Genomic DNA, 17,343 nt, shown 5'->3' on the forward strand with positions numbered 1-17,343 from the left:
ACGGGACCCCCGGCCCGTTACGGGGCGCTCAGACCCAGCGTGTACGCACCGGAGCCGCTGTACGCGTGGACCACGTACCGGTAGTAGCCGGCGGTGCCGTAGTAGCTGGTGTTCTCGTCGGCGGTCGCCGTGCCGCCCACGGCCACGTCGGTCCAGCCGTACCCGTTCCACTTCTGCAGGTACAGGTCGTAGTCCTGGCCGGCCGGGCCGCGCAGGCAGCCCGTGTGGGTGCCGGACGCCGCCGAGTGGTAGTACGAGCCGTCGGGCTGGATCGCGGTCCGGCCGGACGTCAGGCTGCCCTGGTAGGTGTGCTGGGCGCCCGCGCAGCCGGTGGGCGGGGTCGACGAGCCGACCGTCAGCTGGTAGGTGACCGTGTGGGTCGCGGAGCCCGTGCCGGTGATGGTGATCGGGTACGTGCCGTCGGCGGTGCCCGCCGCGACCTGGACCGTCATCGTGGAGGAGTTGCCGGAGGTCACCGAGGAGGGGCTGAAGGAGACGGTGACGCCGCTCGGGGCGCCGCTCGCGGAGAGCTGGACGGTCTGCGCGTTGCCGCCGACGGTGCTGGTGTTCACCGTGGAGGTGGCGGAGGCGCCCGGCTGGACCGAGCCCGAGGACGGGTTCAGGGCGAGCGAGAAGTCCGGGTTGGTGGAGCCGCCGCAGTCGGTCTCACCGGACTGGGCGGGGACGCCGACCGCGTTCCAGGCCGCCTTCACCGCGTTGCACTCGGCGCTGCCGTAGGTGTTCTTGGCGCTGGTCAGGGTCGCCCTGCGGGCGGCCAGGTGGTTCCAGGAGGAGGTCTTCATGAGCAGGGCGCCCATGAAGATCTTGCCGGCCTTCTGGATGCCGATGCCGGTCACGGAGGAGGGGCCACCGGAACATATGGGGCTGTTGGGCTTGCCGCCGCCCGGGTTGGAACCCTCGGCGAGCAGGTAGAACCAGTGGTTCTGCGGGCCGGCCGCCGCGTGCACCTCGGTGCCCGAGGTCAACTGGGTGTAGCAGTTGGGGTCGTTGTTGATCAGCGACGGGTTGTACATGTTGCGGATCGGCTGGTTGTTGCCGGTGAAGTTCAGCTCCTCGCCGACCGTGTAGTCCGGGGTGTCGTTGGGGTTGTTGGCGTAGTGCTCGGTGAGCGCGCCGAAGATGTCGCCGGTGGACTCGTTGAGACCGCCGTTCTCGTTGGAGGAGCCGGCGCTGCCCGGGGTCCGGTCGAAGATCTCGTGGCCGTACTCGTGGGCCACGACGTCGATGCCGGTGAGCTGGTTGGTGCCGTTGCGGTTGCGGCCGTAGGTGGTCTTCGTACCGTCGTAGTACGCGTTGACCTCGCTGAGTCCGGCGCGGGCCGGGACCATGCCGCCCTGCCCGTTCTGGCCGTTGTAGCCGAACCACTCCTTGAGCATGGAGTGTTCCTTCTGCGCCGCGTACATGATGTCGACGCAGGCGGTGACCAGGTCGTTGGCGCCGTTGTTGCCCCACGGCGGGGTGCCGGTGTAGGCGCTGCCGTTCTGGCCGCCGCACCTGAAGGAGCCGCGGGTGGTGTCGGTCATCGAGTTCGCGGCGGTGTCGATGGTGACGTTGCCGTTGTGGTAGCCGCGGCCTTCGGCGTGCAGGATCTTCTCGGTGGACCGCGTGACGGCCCCGGTGCGCGCGTCGACGTGGGTGTCGAGGGAGCTGGGGACGTTCTTCGCGGTCCGGCCGACGACCAGGGTGTGCCAGGTCAGGACGGGCTTGCCGTCCTTGAGGAGCACGGTCAGTTCGGGGGCGCTCGCGGACTCGACGGAGGCGAGCTGCTTGCGGGCGGTGGCGAGCGCCGCGGCGGCGGGGACCTTGGCGGTGGTGGTGGCGAGCCTGATCGCGGGGGCCTTGGCGCCGGTGACCTCGCGGACCGCGCCCGTGGAGTCGCTGAGGACGACCGCGTCACCGCCGCCGGCGACCGGGAGGCCCTTGTAGGTGCGCTCGTAGGCGGCGTAGTACAGGCCGTTCGTCCAGGGGGTGACGGAGGTGCGGACCAGCTCCTCGTCGGTGCCGTGCCGCAGTTCGTCGAGGCCGCTCTCGGCGGCGGTGTCGGCGGCGGCCAGGGCGAGGGACCGGCCGTGCCCGGGCGGTACGGGCTGGGCCTGCGGGCCGGACGGGGCCTGCGGGGCGGCGGTGGCCGGGCCGGCGAGGGCGGTCGCGAGGCTCGCCGAGAGCGCCAGGGCGGCCACGGCCGCCGTGAGTCTGAAGGGGTGCACGTGGGCTCCGTTCGAGGTGGGGGATCCGGCGCGGGGAGTCCGGAGTGGGGACTCCGGGGTGGGGATTCCGGGGTGGGGATTCCGGTCCGGTGGTCCGGGGTGCGGGATCGGGACGGTGATCCGGGGTGTGGGATCGGGACGGTGATCCCGGGGTGGGATCGGGGTGGCGGTCCGGAGTGGGGAAGTCGGATCGTCGCGCCGAGTATGGGCGTGGACATGGCCGGTCCGGGACATCCCATGCGGCATAAGACGCGGGTTATGGTGCGCCCGCCCGGTGCTGCGTACGCTGCTGAAATGCAGCTGGAGTTGAGGCACCTTGAGGCCGTCTGCCGGATAGCGGAAGCGGGCAGTCTGGGGCGCGCGGCGGTGCGTCTCGGGGTCTCGCAGCCGGCCCTCTCGGCGCAGTTGCGGCGGATCGAGCGGGTCGCGGGCGGAGAGCTGTTCCTGCGCGGCCGCAGCGGTGTGGAGCCCACGCCGCTCGGCGAGTTCGTCCTCGCCAAGGCGCGTCTGGTACTGGGCGAGATGGACGCGCTGGCGGCCGGGGCGCGGGCCGTCGCGCCGGACGCCCCGCTGCGGCTCGGCTGCATCCTGCTCGTCCTGGTGGACCGGCTGATGGAACGGCTCGAAGAGGTCCTGGCGGGGCGGGAGATCGCGGTGACCGTGGAGCACTCGGTGACCACGCTGACCCGGCAGCTCGGCGCGGGCCGGTACGACGCCGTCCTGTACGGCGAGGTCAACGACCACGAGGTGCCGCTGCCGGAGGGCGTGACGGCCCGGACGCTGGTCCCCAAGGAGCCGTTCTGCGTGCGCCTTTCGGCGGGGCACCCGCTGGCCGCGAAGGAGCGGATCGCGCTCGCGGAGCTGGCGGGCGAGTCCTGGATGACGCTGGTGGAGGACGACGACGGCGGCCCGGAGGCGCTGGTCGCGGCCTGCGCGCGGGCCGGGTTCGCTCCCCTGCTGCGGCACCGGGTGGCCGACCGCAAGATGCACTACGACCTGATCGCGGCGGGCCGGGCGGTCTCGCTGAGCCAGCCGACGGCGCCGCCGGCCGCCGGGACGGTGCTGCGGCCGCTGGAGGGCGATCCGGTGACGGGGAGGATCCGGCTGGCCTGGAACAGGGCGGCGGTGCCCGCCCGGCACGCGGAGCTGCTGTACCGGGCGGCGGCCGGGGCCTACGTGGCGAACGTCGGCACGAACGCCTTCCACCGGGAGTGGTGGGAGGCCCGGCCGGAGCTGCATCCGGCGCTGGGGGACCTTCCGTAGCGACGGTCTTCGGGGTTACGCGCCATGGCCCTCGGGGTCACGCGCGGCGGCCCCGGGAGGTCACCTGTAGGAGAGGTCCCCGGCCGAGTAGCGGCAGGTGGTGCCGTCGGGGCCGGTGCCGGTCGCCTTGGGCTCCTTGCCGGTGCTGTTGCCGGTGAAGCGGGTGCAGGGCTCGATCTTCTCCTTGGCGTCGCCGTGGATCCGTACGTTTCGCAGGGCCGCGGTGTCGCCGTAGTTGGCGTTGACGCCGACGATCGACTTGCCGGGGGCGGTGACGTCGATGTCGTTGAGGATGATCGTGCGGGCGTACTGCTTCTTGCAGTTGCCGCAGGAGCGGACGAGCTTGCCGAAGTCGGAGACCTGGAACTTGGTCACGACCAGCTTGCCCGCGCCGTTGAACTGGAAGACCTTGTCGGAGGCGCCCTTGGCACCGCCGCCGTAGACCGTGTACACGGACTTCGCGGAGGTGCCCTTGAAGGTGGCGGCGTCCTCGCCGACGTTCTCCCACCAGACGTTCTGGAGGGTGCAGCTGCCCAGGCAGTGGACGCCGTCGGCGGCGGGGGTGCCGAGGATCACGTTCTTGAGGACCGCGCCGTCCTCGAGGACGAAGACCGGCTTCTGGCTCTCGTCCTGGCCGTCCGAACCGAGGGCGCCGGTCCCGTGGAAGCGCTTGAGCCTGCCGTCGTACGTGCCCGAGACCTCGATGGTGGAGGCGACCGGCGCGCTGCCCCTGGCCTGGGGCCAGGCGGCCGTCGGCGCGCCCTCCGCGCCCGCCGGGGCGAGCAGGGTGCCGGCGACGACGGCGGCGGCGGTGACGCCGAGGGCGCTCAGTCCGCCGATGAGGGCGCGGCGGCGGCCGGTCTTCCGCTGGTGGGAGGTCATCGTGCTCCTTCGTCAGTGGGGGAGGTGGTGCACCCCCTGGTCGCCACCGGACGGAGGAAGGTTGCCGTCGTGCCGCCCGTTCTTCGAGAAATCGACGTCCCGGCCCTCGGACCGGTCGCCGTCCCGCTCCTCGTCCCGGTCGTCGTCGGCGGTCTCGCCGCGCAGGTCGCGGGCCATCAGGGTGGCGCCGGCGACCGCGCCCGGCATGAGGAAGACGGCGACGAAGGGCACGAGGAAGGCGAGGGTCAGCGGAACTCCGAAGCCAAGCACGGCGGTCCGGCGTCCGCGGAGGAGCCTCAGCCGCTCCTTGAGTTCGACGCCCCGGCGCTGGAGTGCGACGGCGGTCAGCTCCTCGGTGAGGAAGAAGCCGGAGACGCAGAAGCCGATGACGGGGACGACGGTCTGGCCGATCACCGGGATGAAGCCGCAGGCGAAGAGCAGGATGCCGTAGAACGCGACCCGCAGCAGGACGCGCAGGCTGTCCCGGGCCGAGATCCACAGCTCGCGCCAGAGCGGGAGGCCGGACTCGGGCACCTCGCCGCCCTCGCTCCGGTCGACCGCCTCGGAGAGCGACTCGTAGAAGGGCTGGCCGACGAGGAGGGTGACGGCGGTGAAGGTGATGACGGCGAGGAAGAGGCCGAAGACGAAGACGAGGGCCGTGAGGGTGCCGCGCAGGACGTCGAGCCAGGGCGAGGTCCAGTCGTCGGCGAACGGGGTCGCCCAGGCGACCAGGTCGTCGGCGCCGTAGCCGAGTCCGACGAGGGCGCCCGCGTACAGGACGAGGGTCACGAGCCCGGGCAGCAGCCCGAATCCGAACCACCGCCCGTGCCGGGCCACCCACTTCTGGCCCTTGACCAGGTAACCGAAACCCACCCCGAGATCACGCATGGGGGTCACCCTATCGGGGCCGGTCGGCGGCCCGTTTCCGGTCGGTGCCCGTCGCCGGCCGACCCCCGGCTCCGGACGCGGCGAGGCCCGCACCCCGGTCCGGCCGGGGTGCGGGCCTCGTACGCCGGTCCTCTTGCGGTGGTAAGCGCCGGGGCCCGGGCGGCGCGCGCCCGGGACCGGACGGTGCGCCCGGACCGGAACGGCGCGCGTCCTGGATCAGACGGCGAGTTCCACCGTGATGTTGCCGCGGGTCGCCTTGGAGTACGGGCAGACCTGGTGGGCCTTCTCGATGAGGTCCTTGGCGGTCTCGGCGTCCACGTTCGGGATGGTGGCCGAGATCTTGACGATGATGCCGAAGCCCTCGTCGTTCTTGCCGATGCCGACCTCGGCGGTGACCGTCGAGCCGGACACGTCGGCGTTCTCGTTGCGGGCGACGACCCCGAGGGCGCCCTGGAAGCAGGCGCTGTAACCGGCCGCGAAGAGCTGCTCGGGGTTGGTGCCCTCGCCGGAGCCGCCCATGGCCTTGGGCGGGTTGACGACGACGTCGAGCCTGCCGTCGTCGGTGGCGACGCGTCCGTCGCGCCCGTTCTCGGCGGTGGCGACCGCGGTGTAGAGGACGTCGGAGTGCTGGATGGACATGCTGGGTACTTCCTTCTGCGGTTCGCCGCGACTCGCGCCCACGATCGCGACGGCTGGGGGAAGCCTAGCGGGTCACACCGTGACGATCATCTTCCCGGTGTTGTCCCCGCGCAGCAGGCCGAGGAAGGCGTCCACGCCGTTCTCGATGCCCTCGGCGAAGGTCTCGCGGTGCTTGAGCTCTCCGGCGGCGAGCCAGCCGCCGACCTCCTGCACGAACTGCTCCTGGAGGTCGTAGTGGTCGCCGACGAGGACGCCCTGGAGGCGCAGCCGCTTGCCGATGATCAGCGCCATGTTGCGCGGACCGGGGGTCGGCTCGGTGTCGTTGTACTGGGCGATCATGCCGCAGATGGTGGCGCGGCCGTGCACGTTGAGCGAGGAGATCGCGGCTTCGAGGTGGTCCCCGCCGACGTTGTCGAAGTAGACGTCGATGCCGTCCGGGGCGGCCTCGCGGAGCTGGTCGCGGACCGGGCCGTTCTTGTAGTTGAAGGCGGCGTCGAAGCCGAGCTCCTCGACCAGCCACTTGACCTTCTCGTCGGAGCCGGCCGAGCCGATGACCCGGGAGGCGCCCTTGATGCGGGCCATCTGGCCGACCTGGCTGCCGACGGCCCCGGCCGCGCCGGAGACGAAGACGGCGTCGCCCTCCTTGAAGGAGGCGACCTCGAAGAGGCCCGCGTAGGCCGTGAGGCCGGTCATGCCGAGCACGCCGAGGTAGGCGGAGAGGGGGGCGAGGTCCGGGTCGACCTTGGTCGCATGCTTGGCGGGCACGTCGGCGTACTCGCGCCAGCCGAGGCCGTGCAGGACGTGGTCGCCGACGGCGAACCCCTCGGCGTTCGAGGCGACGACCTCGCCGACCGCGCCGCCGTCCATGGGGTGGTCGAGCTTGAACGGCGGGACGTACGACTTCACGTCGTTCATCCGGCCGCGCATGTACGGGTCGACGGAGAAGTGCTTGTTGCGCACGAGGATCCGGCCCTCGGCGGGCTCGGCGACCGGAGTCTCGCGCAGGGCGAAGTCCGCGGGGACGGGCCAGCCGTGCGGGCGGGCGACGAGGTGCCACTCACGGCTGGACGCGGGAAGAGCGGACATGGCACGGCCTCCAGAAAAGCTTCAGATCGAAAAAGGTTCACTGCCTGAAACAACCATGCACCTTGATATTTCAGGTTGTCAAGCATCCGGGTAGGATGGTGCCCATGGCCACCTCACGCACGGACCCCGTCACCCTCGAAGTCGTCGAGTTGATCGGCGCGGTCGTGGCGCGCTACTACGAGGAGTACGAGCAGGCGGCCGCACAGCACGCGCTGACCGGCGCCCAGGCGCGGGTCCTCGGCCTGCTCTCGCTCGAACCGCTGCCGATGCGCCGCATCGCCCAGAAGCTGAAGTGCGAGCCGTCCAACATCACCGGGATAGTCGACCGCCTGGAGGCGCGCGGCCTCGTGGAGCGCCGGCCCGACCCGGAGGACCGGCGGGTCAAGGTGGCCGTCCCCACGGACGAGGGCCGGGCCGTCGCCCGCCGGCTGCGCGAGTCGCTCGACTTCGCGCGCGAGCCGCTCGGCGAGCTGACCGGGGTCGAGCGGGCCCTGCTGCGGGACCTCCTGAAGCGGATGCTGGGCGAGGCCCCGGCGTAACGCGTACGCGGGGACCGCTCCCCGCTACACGCACCACCAGAGGAAACGGGTGCAGGTGGGTGTCGGGCTCGGCGTCGGGCTCGGGGTCGCACTCGGCACGGGGCCGGTGGCCGGGGGCGCAGGCCGGCCGGAACCGGAGGGCGTCGGGCCACCGGCGGGCGGGGTCGCGCCGGGCGAGCCGGAGGGCGGGGCCGATGAGGTGGCGTCCGGCGACTGCGCCGGGGTGCCGCCCTCGCCCTGACCGGCGGCCGGACCGGGGCCTTCGGATGCGGGACCGGGCGCGGGGCCGGAGCCCGTGCGGGTACCGGAGCCGGCGTCGCGTCCCGGCCGCTCGCCCGTACCAGGGCCCGCGCCCGTACCGGTGTCCGTACCGGTCCCGGTCGTGGAGTCCGCGTCGACCCGGTGGGGGCGGGGGGACGCGGAGTCCGGCGCGTCCGTCACCGGGGCCGGGCCGGAGCCGTCCGGCGCGCCGGTGCTCTCGACGGGGTCGGGCGGCGGGAGCTCACTGACCTCCAACTCCTGGACGGCCGTGGCGGCACGGCCCCGCGGCTCCTCCAGGACCAGTTTCGCCATGCTCAGCGTGCCGGCCGCGAGCACCAGGCCCGCCGTCCCCAGCAGGACCGTGCGGCCCCGGCGCGCCCGCGACCGCCTCCCCCGGCGCGCGGAACGTCCCCGCGCGCCGGCGCGGGCGGCGGCACGGCGGCCGCCGGCGGAAGGGCGGGGCGGTTCGACGACGTCCAGTTCGTAGACGTGCTCGGGCGCCACGGCCGGGGTGGCGGCCGGGGTCATGGGCGGTGCGGCGGCCGGATCCGGAGCCCCGTCCGCGAGCGAGGCCCGGCCCGGAACCGGCATCCGATCGGGAGCCGGGGTCCAACCCGGAAGCGGGGTCCGGTCCGGCGCCTGCCGGGGGGCGGGGACGTGGGGGGTCTCGTACCGCAGCTCCTCCACGGGGGTCCCGCACCCGGCGCAGGCGAGGGCCCCGTTGAGATGCCGCCGGCACGCGTGGCAGTAGTCCATGGGGCCCGCAGGCTATGCGGCCCGGCGCACCGTCAGATAGGCGCGGACGTGAGGATCCTGTGAGGAAACCGCAGGTCGAAGGCGGTGCGTCGCGATTCTCCCGCTTCGGGAAGGATCGCCTCCGGATCTCTCCGGATCTCTCCCGACCCTCCGGAGCCGACCGGCTCCGGACCGTTCGCACCCTGCGGAGGGACCACCTCCGGAACCCCTCCGAGGGCACGTCCGCAGCCCCTCGCAGACCCCCCCCCCCCCCCCCCCCGAAACCGCCCCCGGAGCCGTCCCGGGGCCCCGGCCGGCTCAGCCCAGCGCGCGCCCGGGGCCGGACGGCCGGACGATGCGAAGAGGACCGCGCACCACCTCGCACGTGCCGGCACCGCACTCCGGAGGATCCGCCATGACCGTCAGCCTTGAGCAGCTGCGCCGCTGCCATGTCGCCGTCGACCTGGGTGCCTCCCGCACCCGGGTCTTCGTCAAGGGCGCCGGACTCGTCGTCGACGAGCCGAGCGTCGCCGCCGTCAACGTCCGCACCGGCGCGCTGATCGCCGTGGGCGAGCTGGCCGAGAAGATGACCGGCCGCACCCCCGACTACATCCGGGTCGTGCGCCCGGTCTCGGGCGGCACGGTCGTCGACATCGAGATGGCGCAGCGGATGCTCCGTCACCTCCTGGGCGAGAAGCTGCGCCGGCAGCTGCGCCGCAAGCCCCGACTGCGCGCCGCCGCGTGCACCCCGCACGGCAGCGACCCGCTGGCACAGCGCGCCACCGTGGAGACCCTGGTGGGGCTCGGGGCGCGCCGGGTCGAGCTGGTCGACACCCTGATCGCGGCGGCCGTTGGCTGCGGGCTGCCCGTCGAGCAGCCGACCGCGACCATGATCATGGTCTGCGGGGCGGCGACCACGCAGGTCGCGGTGCTCTCGCTGGGCGCGATCGTCACGGCGGAGCGGATGCCGATCGGCGGCGACGCCATCGACCACGCGATCGTCCAGCACCTGCGCCACCACCACGAGCTGATGCTGCCGAGCCAGTCGGTGCGTCCGCTGCAACTGGCCCTCAGCGGCAACGGCCTGACGCCCCAGGGCCCGGCCTGGACCGAGATCCACGGCCGGGACGTCGCCACGGGCCTGGCCCGTTCGGTGACCGTCGACACCGCCGCCGTGCGGGACGCCATCCACACCCCGCTGACGGCGGTCCTCGACGGCATCGGGAAGGTGCTGCGGGACTGCCCGCCGGACCTGGTGGCCGACCTCGCGGACCGGGGGATCACGATGGTCGGCGGCTCCGCCCTGCTGCCGGGGCTCGACCAGATGCTGCGCGAGGCGACCGGGATGCCGGTGCGCATCGCCGAACGGCCGGACGTGTGCGCGGTCCTGGGCCTCGGCGCGATGCTGGAGGGCAAGGTCGAGCCGATGATCCTGGACCCGCTGTCGGTGCGGGACCCCTTCGCCGACGACGAGGAGAAGGAGGAGGCGTGACCCGCGGTCACACGTAAAGCGCCCCAAAAAACCTTTTCGTACGACAATGAGACCATGACGCTCATGGACGAGGAGAGGGACGAGGGGGCCTCCGGGGAGCACGACGGAGGAACCTCCGGGGAGCCGGGCGAGGATCCGGGCAGGGTCCCGTCCCGGCTCCCCCTGCTGCTCGACGCGGTCCTCGGCGTCGGTACGGACCTCGAACTGCGCGCCACGCTCCAGCACATCGTGGACTCCGCCACCGAGCTGACCGGGGCCCGCTACGGCGCGCTCGGGGTGGTCGACCCCGAGCGCCACCGGCTGACCGGGCTCTTCACCACCGGCATGACGGAGGAGGAGCGGCGGCGGTGCGGCCGCCTCCCCGACGGCCGCACCGGTCTGACCGGCGCCCTGGTCCGGGATCCCCGGCCGCTGCGGCTCGACGACCTGACGGCCGATCCGCGCTCCGTCGGCGTGCCCGAGGGGCACCCGGAGATGCGCACCTTCCTGGGCGTCCCCATCCGGGTCCACGCCGAGGTCTTCGGCAACCTCTACCTGACCGAGAAGCGCGCGGGCCGCTTCACCGAGGAGGACCTCGCCCTCCTCCGGGTCCTCGCCTCGCAGGCCGGGATCGCCATCGGCAACGCCCGTCTGTACGAGACGGCCCGGCAGCGGGAGCGCTGGATCGAGGGCGCGGCCGCGGTGACCACGGCCCTGCTCACCGGCGCGTCCGCCGAGAACGCCCTGACGACCGTCGCCGAGCGGGCCCGCGTCCTGGCCGGCGCCTCGGCCGGGGCGGTCCTGCAGCCCACCCCGGAGGGCGGGATGGAGATCGTCGCCGCCTCGACCCCGGACGACCCGGGCGACCTGGTCGGCACGACGATCGCGCCCGGCTCCCCCGTGCTCGTCCAGCTCCTCGGCGGGGAGCCCGTCTTCGTGGAGGACTCGGCGACCGATCCGCGGATGACCACTCGCGTCCGGTCCCGCTTCGGCCCGTCGATGATGCTGCCGCTGCGGAGCGGCGGGAAGCTCATCGGGACCCTCGCCCTCCCCCGGCGGCGCGGCGGCCCGCCGTACTCGGCGGTGGACCGGCTGCTCGCCTCGCAGTTCGCCTCGCAGGCGGCGCTCGCGCTCGTCCTCGCGGACGCCCGCCAGGACCGGGAGCGGCTCGCGGTGTACGAGGACCGGGACCGGATCGCCCGGGACCTGCACGACCTGGTCGTCCAGCGCCTGTTCGCCACGGAGATGATGCTGGAGTCGACCCGGCGGCGGTCGGCGGAGCCCTCCGAGGAGAACGCGCTGCTCGGCCGGGCGGTGGACGAGCTGGACTCCACGATCCAGGAGGTCCGCACGGCCATCTTCGCGCTCCAGCAGCCGCCGGCGGACGCGCCGACGACCTTCCGGGGCCGGGTGCTGCGCGAGACCGGCGGGGCGGCGGCCCTGCTCGGCTTCCAGCCGTCCGTGCACTTCTCCGGCGCGGTCGACGCCCTCGTGGACGAGGAGACGGAGGGGCGGCTCCTCGGCGTGCTGCGCGGGGCGCTCGCGGCGGCGCACCGGCGGCCTGGTGTCGGCGCGATCACCGTCGGGGTGACGGCCGTGGACGGGGGCGTCCGGCTGCGGATCGAGGACGACGGGACCCCGCCGACCGTGGTGACCTGGCCCGAAGGCCCGTAGGGGTTCCCGTCCGGGATCGTCCGGGGGCTCCCGTACGGGATCGCCGGGGAATCCCCGTACGGAGCAGTCCGGCGCGCCGTGCCCCCGGGCCGGATCTTGACTGGTGGGGTGGACACCGACACCAAGCCCCCGACCGCGGCGGCCTACCGCAATCTGGTGATGGCCACCATCGGTTTCACGCTCACCTTCTGGGCGTGGAACCTGATCGCACCGCTCGCGAGCTGGTACGGCGACCGGCTCGCCCTCAGCTCCTTCCAGCAGTCGCTGCTCGTCGCGGTGCCCGTCCTGGTCGGCTCGATCGGCCGTGTCCCGGCCGGCGCGCTGACGGACCGGTACGGGGCGAAGACGATGTTCCCGCTGGTCTCGGCGCTGACGATCGTCCCCGTGCTGCTGCTCACCGTGGTCAAGGACAGCTACGGCCTGATGCTGGTCGTCGGCTTCCTCCTGGGCCTGGGCGGCACCACGTTCGCGATCGGCATCCCGCTGGTCAACTCCTGGTTCCCGCCCGCCAAGCGCGGTCTGGCGCTCGGCGTGTTCGGCATGGGCATGGGCGGCGTGGCGCTCTCCGGCTACTTCACGCCCCGGATCGCGAAGCACGGCGAGAACCTGCCGTTCCTCGTGGTGGCGATCGCGCTCGCCGCGTACGCCGTGCTCGCCTTCTTCCTCATCACCGACCGGCCCGACCGGCCCGTGCCCACCGCGTCGCTGGCGACCCGGCTGGGCTCGGCGGCGCGGCTGCGGGTGACGTGGGAGCTGTCGGCGCTGTACGCGATCGGCTTCGGCGGCATCGTCGCGTTCGGCGTCTACCTGCCGACGTACCTGAAGACCTGGTACGAGCTGGACGCGACGGACGCGGGCACCAAGGCCGCCGGTTTCGCCCTGGTCACCGTGATTTTCCGGCCGATCGGCGGCTGGCTCTCGGACCGGTTCCACCCGGCGCTCGTGACGGCCGCCGCACTCGGCACGGCCGCCGCGTTCGCGATCGTCCAGGCCTTCGACCCGCCGCTGAACCCTGGTGGCACGATCGCCCTCCTGGTGATGGCGGCCGGGCTCGGCACGTCGAGCGGTTCGATCTTCGCCCTGGTCTCCCAGGTGACCCCGCAGGCCAAGGTCGGCAGCGTGACCGGCATCGTCGGCGCGATGGGCGGCCTGGGCGGCTTCCTGCCGCCGCTGGTGATGGGCGCGATCTACAGCGCCAAGGACTCGTACTCGATCGGCTTCATGCTCCTCTCCGACCTGGCGCTCGCGGGCTGCGTGTACGCGTACGGGCGGATGCGCGGGCTCCGGACGGGCGGCGAGGAACCGGAGCCCGAGCAGGCACGGGCGGCGGCGGGCCGTCCCTGAGGAGGCCTCGGGGCAACCTGGGGGGAAGGTCGGGGAAGCGTTCGGAGAATGCCTCCGTCGTACGGGCAGAATCCTCCCGGTGACCCTGGCGAGACCCCTCGCCCCGACCCGAGGAGGACGACCGGTGAGTGTGCTCTTTCCCGCCGTCGCTGCCCGTTCCGACCGGCCCGCGCTGCGCTGCGGCGCGGACTCGCTGACGTACGGGGAGCTGGCGCGGACCGCCGGCGCCCTGGCCGCCCGGCTCGACGGCCTGGAGCGGGTCGCCGTCTGGGCGACGCCGACCGCGCGCACGGCGGTCGCGGTGGTCGCCGCCCTGCTCGCGGGCGTTCCCGCCGTGCCGCTCAATCCGCGCACGGGCGAGCGGGAGCTGGCGCACATCCTCGGGGACAGCGCGCCCGGCGCGGTGCTCGCGGGCCCGGAGGACATGCTGCCGGAGGGGCTCGCGAAGCTCTCCCGGATCGGCGTGGAGCTCGACGCGACGGGCCCCTTCCCGGCGGCCGGGGAGAAGGACGTCGACCCCGAGTCCCCCGCCCTGATCGTCTACACCTCCGGCACCACGGGCCCGCCGAAGGGCGTCCTGCTCTCCCGCCGGGCGGTCGCCGCCTCGCTCGACGCGCTCGCCGAGGCCTGGGCGTGGACCTCCGACGACGTCCTCGTGCACGCGCTGCCGCTGTTCCACGTGCACGGGCTCGTCCTCGGGATCCTGGGCCCGCTGCGGCGCGGCGGTGAGGTCCGGCACCTGGGGGCGTTCTCGGCGGAGGGGGTGGCGCGGGAGCTGGGCGCCGGGGGCGGCACGGTGCTGTTCGGGGTGCCGACCATGTACCACCGGCTCGCGGACGCCCTCTCCCACGACGAGGAGCTGGTCCGGGCGCTGGCCGGGGCGCGGCTGCTCGTCTCCGGTTCGGCGGCGCTGCCGGTCCACGACCACGAGCGGATCGCGGCGGCGACGGGCCGGACGGTCGTGGAGCGGTACGGGATGAGCGAGACCCTGATGAACACCAGCGTGCGGCCGGGCGGCAAGCCCCGGCCGGGGACGGTCGGCACCCCGCTGCCGGGCGTGGACCTGCGGCTCGTGGACGAGGACGGCTCGGTGCTCGGCGCGTACGACGGGGAGACGGTCGGGGAGGTGCAGGTGCGCGGCCCGAACCTGTTCTCCGGCTATCTGAACCGTCCGGAGGCGACGGCGGCGGCCTTCGACGGGGACTGGTTCCGCACCGGGGACATGGCGGTGCGGGAGGCGGACGGGACGGTGCGCCTGGTGGGGCGTCGGGCGACCGATCTGATCAAGAGCGGCGGTTACAAGATCGGGGCGGGCGAGATCGAGAACGCGCTCCTGGACCACCCGGGGGTGCGGGAGGCGGCCGTCACCGGCGAGCCCGATCCGGACCTGGGCGAGCGGATCGTGGCATGGGTGGTGCCGACGGACGCCTCGGCGCCCCCGGCGGAGACGGAGCTGGCGGACCACGTGGCCGGGCTCCTCGCCCCGCACAAGCGCCCCCGGGCCGTGCGCTACCTGGACGCGCTCCCCCGCAACGACATGGGGAAGGTCCTGAAGAAGGCACTGCCGGCGGCGGGACGGGCGGGGGCGTTCGGGGGGACTGCTCAAGGAGTCGGGTCGAGGGCGTCGTAGCGGCGGAACCCTCGCCCGTACAGGGCGAGCAGTCCGACGGCGACGACGCAGGCGATCCCGCCGCCGGTGATCGCGACGGCCGGGGAGGTCAGGTCGGCGGCGGAGCCCGCGAGGAAGTCGCCGAGCCGCGGTCCGCCCGCGACGACCACGATGAAGACGCCCTGGAGCCGGCCGCGCATCTCGTCGGGGGCGGCGACCTGCATCATCGTGTTCCGGAAGATCATGGAGACGGTGTCGGAGTAGCCGGCGAGGGCGAGGAACAGCAGCCCGAGCCAGAGGTTCCGGGTCAGTCCGAAGACGGCGATGGCGGTGCCCCAGCAGGCGACGGCGATCAGGATCGCCTGCCCGTGGTGGCGGATCCGGCCCTGCCAGCCGGACAGGACACCACCGAGGAGCGCCCCGAACGCGGGCGCGGCGACGAGGAGTCCGGCGGTCTTCGCGTCCCCGCCGTACCAGACCACGGCGACGGCCGGGAACAGGGCGCGGGGTTGGGCGAGGATCATGGCGCAGAAGTCGGAGAAGAACGTCATGCGCAGGTTGGGGCGGGTGGCGAGGAAGCGCAGCCCGTCGAGGACCGAGGCCCGTTCGGTCCCCTTGCGGTCGGGGAGCATCGACGGCAGCCGCCACATCGCGTACAGGCTCGCGGTGAAGGCGACGGCGTCGACGAGATAGGCGGTCTGGTAGCCGGCGAGCCCGACGATCAGACCGCCGAGGCTGGGGCCGACGAGGGTGCCGAAGGTCATGACCATCGAGTTGAGCGCGTTGGCGGCGCGCAGCTGCTCGGGAGGAAGGAGCCGGGGGATCATCGCGGTGCGGGCGGGCGAGTTGAGCGCGGCGCAGACGGCCTGGAGGGCGACGATCGCGTACAGGAACCAGACGCGGTGGAAGCCGGCGAAGGCGGCGCCCGCCAGGGCTATGGAGAGCACGGCGGAGCCGGCGGCGCTGGCGAGGCCGAGCTTGCGGCGGTCGACGGTGTCGGCGATGGCGCCGCCGTACAGACCGAAGACGACGAGCGGGACGAGGGAGAAGAGGCCGACGAGGCCGACGGAGAAGGGCGAGCCGGTGATGTCGTAGACCTGGAGGGAGACGGCGAGGGCGGTCATGCCCTGCCCGACCCAGGAGACGGTGTTGCCGAACCAGAGGCGGCGGTAGTGGGCGGAGGTGCGGAGCGGGGTCAGGTCGGCGAGGATCCGGCGGCGTTCCCGCGCCCGTTCGTGCTCCTGCTCGTGTGCGTCGGTGGCGGTCACGCGACGTCGTACCGCAGCTCGGGGCGCTCCCAGTGGATACGGCCGGAGGGCGGGACGGTCCCGGTGCGGACGGCGCCGGTGCGCAGGTAGAACTCCTCGGCGGGCGGGTGCGCGACGACCCTCACGGAGCCGAGCCCGGCGTCCTTGGCCTGTCCGGTCATGTGCTCCATGAGGAGCCGCCCGATGCCGAGTCCCTGGGCTCCGTCGGCGACGAACGCGAGGTCGAGCTCGGCCTCGTCGACGAGCAGCGCGTAGAAGCCGAGCACCTTGCCGCCCCGGCCCCCGCCCGCCTTCCCGTCCCTGCCCTCGCCCTCGCTCTCCCTCTTGCTCTCGTCGGCAGCGACGGCGACGAAGACGGGATGGTGCTCGATGTACGGACCGCCGACCTGGTAGCCCTCGACCATGGCGGCGTAGTCCCCCCGGTAGGCCCGGGAGCCCCGTACGAGCCGGGTGAGCCGCCGGGAGTCGTCGGCGGTGGCGCGCCGGATGGTGATGTCGGACATGAGGCGAGTATAGGGGCGGAGGTGGAATTGGCTCCTTACAGTTTGATGAACGGGGAGACGGAGGGGCGGAGGTCCGACCCCTCGGGACTCGAACGACCGAACCGGCAGGGAGTTCGGGAGGTGACCCGGGAGGGGCGCGCGAGGAGGGTGAAGATCGACGCCGGGTTTACGATGCGTCATCATGCAAGCACGACAAGTCACCCTTGGTGCGTCTTCGGTCCCCTTTCGCGGGTTCGCCGCGCAGGCTTCCGGAGCACCCGCCACCAGCACCTTCCTTCGTTCCCTCCGGGCGACACCCCTGTCCGGTGACGGAACACGGGCCGCCGGGCCGGGGGTTACGCGTCTCCACGGGCGGATGTGAGCGCGCCGGTCCCGGAGCCGCACGCCCCTGGCGTGCGTCCCCCTCTCGCGCGCCCCTTTCTCACCCCCCTCTCCGAACGGGTCGACTACGTCGATCCCCGGGACCGGGTGGTGGCGCAGGGCGGACGGTCGGGCGAGGCGCCGGAGGGGCTGCTGAAGCGGTACGCGGCGACCGTCTGCACCGACCGTGCCGGACGGGTCCTGCTCTACCGGCGCACTCCCTCGGTGGCGGTCTACCCGGACCACTACGACGTCCTGATCGGCGGCGCGGTCCGGACCGGTGAGGAGTACCGGGCGGCCGCGCTCCGGGAGCTCCGCGAGGAGCTGGGCTGGACGGAGGCGCCCGGCCTCACCGAGGCGTACCGGCTCCGCGTGGACGATCCGCACGGCGCCTCCTTCCTGGCGGTCCACCGCTGGACGGCGACCGGCCGACCGCCCCGGCCCGACCCGCGCGAGATCGCCTGGTGCGGCTTCGTCGCCCCGCTGACGGTCGCGGCGGGCGGCTACACGCCGCTGGTCCCGGCCGGCGCGGAGGCCGTGCGACGCCTCTTCCCCCTCTGACAGCCCGCCTTCCCTTCCCCCTTCTCCCCCAC

General features: G+C 73.4%; 15 protein-coding genes. 7 read left to right on the forward strand and 8 right to left on the reverse strand.

Annotated elements, in window-relative coordinates; all coding sequences use genetic code 11:
- Positions 1–17: 17 nt before the first annotated feature.
- On the reverse strand, positions 18–2,228 hold the full coding sequence (locus tag CP977_RS10905; protein WP_229991666.1) for a M4 family metallopeptidase: 2,211 nt from the start codon (positions 2,226–2,228) through the stop codon (positions 18–20).
- Between the two features lie 294 nt (positions 2,229–2,522).
- Here CP977_RS10905 and CP977_RS10910 point away from each other — a divergent pair, with 294 nt between their 5' ends.
- Positions 2,523–3,491 (forward strand): LysR family transcriptional regulator, encoded by a 969-nt coding sequence (locus CP977_RS10910; RefSeq protein WP_062755958.1) that lies wholly within the window; start codon positions 2,523–2,525, stop codon positions 3,489–3,491.
- A gap of 60 nt (positions 3,492–3,551) precedes the next feature.
- On the opposite strand, the gene CP977_RS10915 is transcribed toward CP977_RS10910, so the two are convergent.
- The 4 genes from CP977_RS10915 to CP977_RS10930 form a co-directional block, all read right to left on the reverse strand.
- Positions 3,552–4,373 carry a pectate lyase gene (locus tag CP977_RS10915; protein WP_062755956.1) on the reverse strand — a complete coding sequence of 274 codons (822 nt, stop codon included), beginning with the start codon at positions 4,371–4,373 and terminating at the stop codon, positions 3,552–3,554.
- 12 nt (positions 4,374–4,385) lie between these two features.
- Positions 4,386–5,261: an EI24 domain-containing protein gene (locus CP977_RS10920; RefSeq protein WP_152369999.1), complete on the reverse strand. Its 876-nt coding sequence runs from the start codon at positions 5,259–5,261 to the stop codon at positions 4,386–4,388.
- Between the two features lie 216 nt (positions 5,262–5,477).
- Positions 5,478–5,900 (reverse strand): organic hydroperoxide resistance protein, encoded by a 423-nt coding sequence (locus CP977_RS10925; protein ID WP_030210868.1) that lies wholly within the window; start codon positions 5,898–5,900, stop codon positions 5,478–5,480.
- A 72-nt stretch (positions 5,901–5,972) separates the two neighbouring features.
- The gene (locus tag CP977_RS10930) at positions 5,973–6,986 is read right to left on the reverse strand and encodes an NADP-dependent oxidoreductase (protein WP_062755952.1); all 1,014 of its coding nucleotides are present in this window, start codon (positions 6,984–6,986) and stop codon (positions 5,973–5,975) included.
- 104 nt (positions 6,987–7,090) lie between these two features.
- On the opposite strand from CP977_RS10930, the gene CP977_RS10935 reads away from it, so the two are divergent.
- A complete protein-coding gene (locus CP977_RS10935; protein ID WP_062755949.1) occupies positions 7,091–7,525 on the forward strand; it encodes a MarR family winged helix-turn-helix transcriptional regulator in 435 nt (144 codons plus the stop codon).
- A gap of 24 nt (positions 7,526–7,549) precedes the next feature.
- Here CP977_RS10935 and CP977_RS10940 read toward each other — a convergent pair whose 3' ends face one another.
- Positions 7,550–8,542: an SCO2400 family protein gene (locus CP977_RS10940; RefSeq protein WP_167309044.1), complete on the reverse strand. Its 993-nt coding sequence runs from the start codon at positions 8,540–8,542 to the stop codon at positions 7,550–7,552.
- 394 nt (positions 8,543–8,936) lie between these two features.
- Here CP977_RS10940 and CP977_RS10945 point away from each other — a divergent pair, with 394 nt between their 5' ends.
- The 4 genes from CP977_RS10945 to CP977_RS10960 all read left to right on the forward strand — a co-directional run bounded on the left by CP977_RS10945 (position 8,937) and on the right by CP977_RS10960 (position 14,640).
- On the forward strand, positions 8,937–10,013 hold the full coding sequence (locus CP977_RS10945; protein WP_152370001.1) for a rod shape-determining protein: 1,077 nt from the start codon (positions 8,937–8,939) through the stop codon (positions 10,011–10,013).
- A gap of 54 nt (positions 10,014–10,067) precedes the next feature.
- Positions 10,068–11,666, forward strand: a complete 1,599-nt coding sequence (locus tag CP977_RS10950) for a GAF domain-containing sensor histidine kinase (protein ID WP_152370002.1) — start codon at positions 10,068–10,070, stop codon at positions 11,664–11,666.
- A gap of 159 nt (positions 11,667–11,825) precedes the next feature.
- On the forward strand, positions 11,826–13,010 hold the full coding sequence (locus CP977_RS10955) for a nitrate/nitrite transporter (RefSeq protein WP_208421816.1): 1,185 nt from the start codon (positions 11,826–11,828) through the stop codon (positions 13,008–13,010).
- A gap of 124 nt (positions 13,011–13,134) precedes the next feature.
- Positions 13,135–14,640 carry an acyl-CoA synthetase gene (locus CP977_RS10960; RefSeq protein ID WP_152370004.1) on the forward strand — a complete coding sequence of 502 codons (1,506 nt, stop codon included), beginning with the start codon at positions 13,135–13,137 and terminating at the stop codon, positions 14,638–14,640.
- Here the strand turns inward: CP977_RS10960 and CP977_RS10965 are convergent.
- Both CP977_RS10965 and CP977_RS10970 read right to left on the reverse strand, forming a co-directional pair.
- The gene (locus tag CP977_RS10965; RefSeq protein ID WP_152370005.1) at positions 14,613–15,887 is read right to left on the reverse strand and encodes an MFS transporter; all 1,275 of its coding nucleotides are present in this window, start codon (positions 15,885–15,887) and stop codon (positions 14,613–14,615) included. The genes CP977_RS10960 and CP977_RS10965 overlap by 28 nt on opposite strands.
- Positions 15,884–16,390 (reverse strand): GNAT family N-acetyltransferase, encoded by a 507-nt coding sequence (locus CP977_RS10970; RefSeq protein WP_062755939.1) that lies wholly within the window; start codon positions 16,388–16,390, stop codon positions 15,884–15,886. Before CP977_RS10970 ends, CP977_RS10965 begins: the two co-directional genes overlap by 4 nt.
- Before the next feature lie 393 nt (positions 16,391–16,783).
- Between CP977_RS10970 and CP977_RS10975 the strand changes: the two genes are divergently transcribed.
- Positions 16,784–17,311, forward strand: a complete 528-nt coding sequence (locus tag CP977_RS10975) for an NUDIX domain-containing protein (protein ID WP_152370006.1) — start codon at positions 16,784–16,786, stop codon at positions 17,309–17,311.
- Positions 17,312–17,343: the final 32 nt, after the last annotated feature.

This window comes from Streptomyces cinereoruber (assembly GCF_009299385.1).
Taxonomy (GTDB): Bacteria; Actinomycetota; Actinomycetes; order Streptomycetales; family Streptomycetaceae; genus Streptomyces; species Streptomyces bikiniensis.

Bases quoted from the DNA above. Each gene is read 5' to 3' on its own strand.
- CP977_RS10910 (WP_062755958.1), top strand. From the start codon at position 2,523: ATGCAGCTGGAGTTGAGGCACCTTGAGGCCGTCTGCCGGATAGCGGAA.
- CP977_RS10915 (WP_062755956.1), bottom strand. From the start codon at position 4,373: ATGACCTCCCACCAGCGGAAGACCGGCCGCCGCCGCGCCCTCATCGGC.
- CP977_RS10920 (WP_152369999.1), bottom strand. From the start codon at position 5,261: ATGCGTGATCTCGGGGTGGGTTTCGGTTACCTGGTCAAGGGCCAGAAG.
- CP977_RS10925 (WP_030210868.1), bottom strand. From the start codon at position 5,900: ATGTCCATCCAGCACTCCGACGTCCTCTACACCGCGGTCGCCACCGCC.
- CP977_RS10930 (WP_062755952.1), bottom strand. From the start codon at position 6,986: ATGTCCGCTCTTCCCGCGTCCAGCCGTGAGTGGCACCTCGTCGCCCGC.
- CP977_RS10935 (WP_062755949.1), top strand. From the start codon at position 7,091: ATGGCCACCTCACGCACGGACCCCGTCACCCTCGAAGTCGTCGAGTTG.
- CP977_RS10940 (WP_167309044.1), bottom strand. From the start codon at position 8,542: ATGGACTACTGCCACGCGTGCCGGCGGCATCTCAACGGGGCCCTCGCC.
- CP977_RS10945 (WP_152370001.1), top strand. From the start codon at position 8,937: ATGACCGTCAGCCTTGAGCAGCTGCGCCGCTGCCATGTCGCCGTCGAC.
- CP977_RS10950 (WP_152370002.1), top strand. From the start codon at position 10,068: ATGACGCTCATGGACGAGGAGAGGGACGAGGGGGCCTCCGGGGAGCAC.
- CP977_RS10955 (WP_208421816.1), top strand. From the start codon at position 11,826: ATGGCCACCATCGGTTTCACGCTCACCTTCTGGGCGTGGAACCTGATC.
- CP977_RS10970 (WP_062755939.1), bottom strand. From the start codon at position 16,390: ATGTCCGACATCACCATCCGGCGCGCCACCGCCGACGACTCCCGGCGG.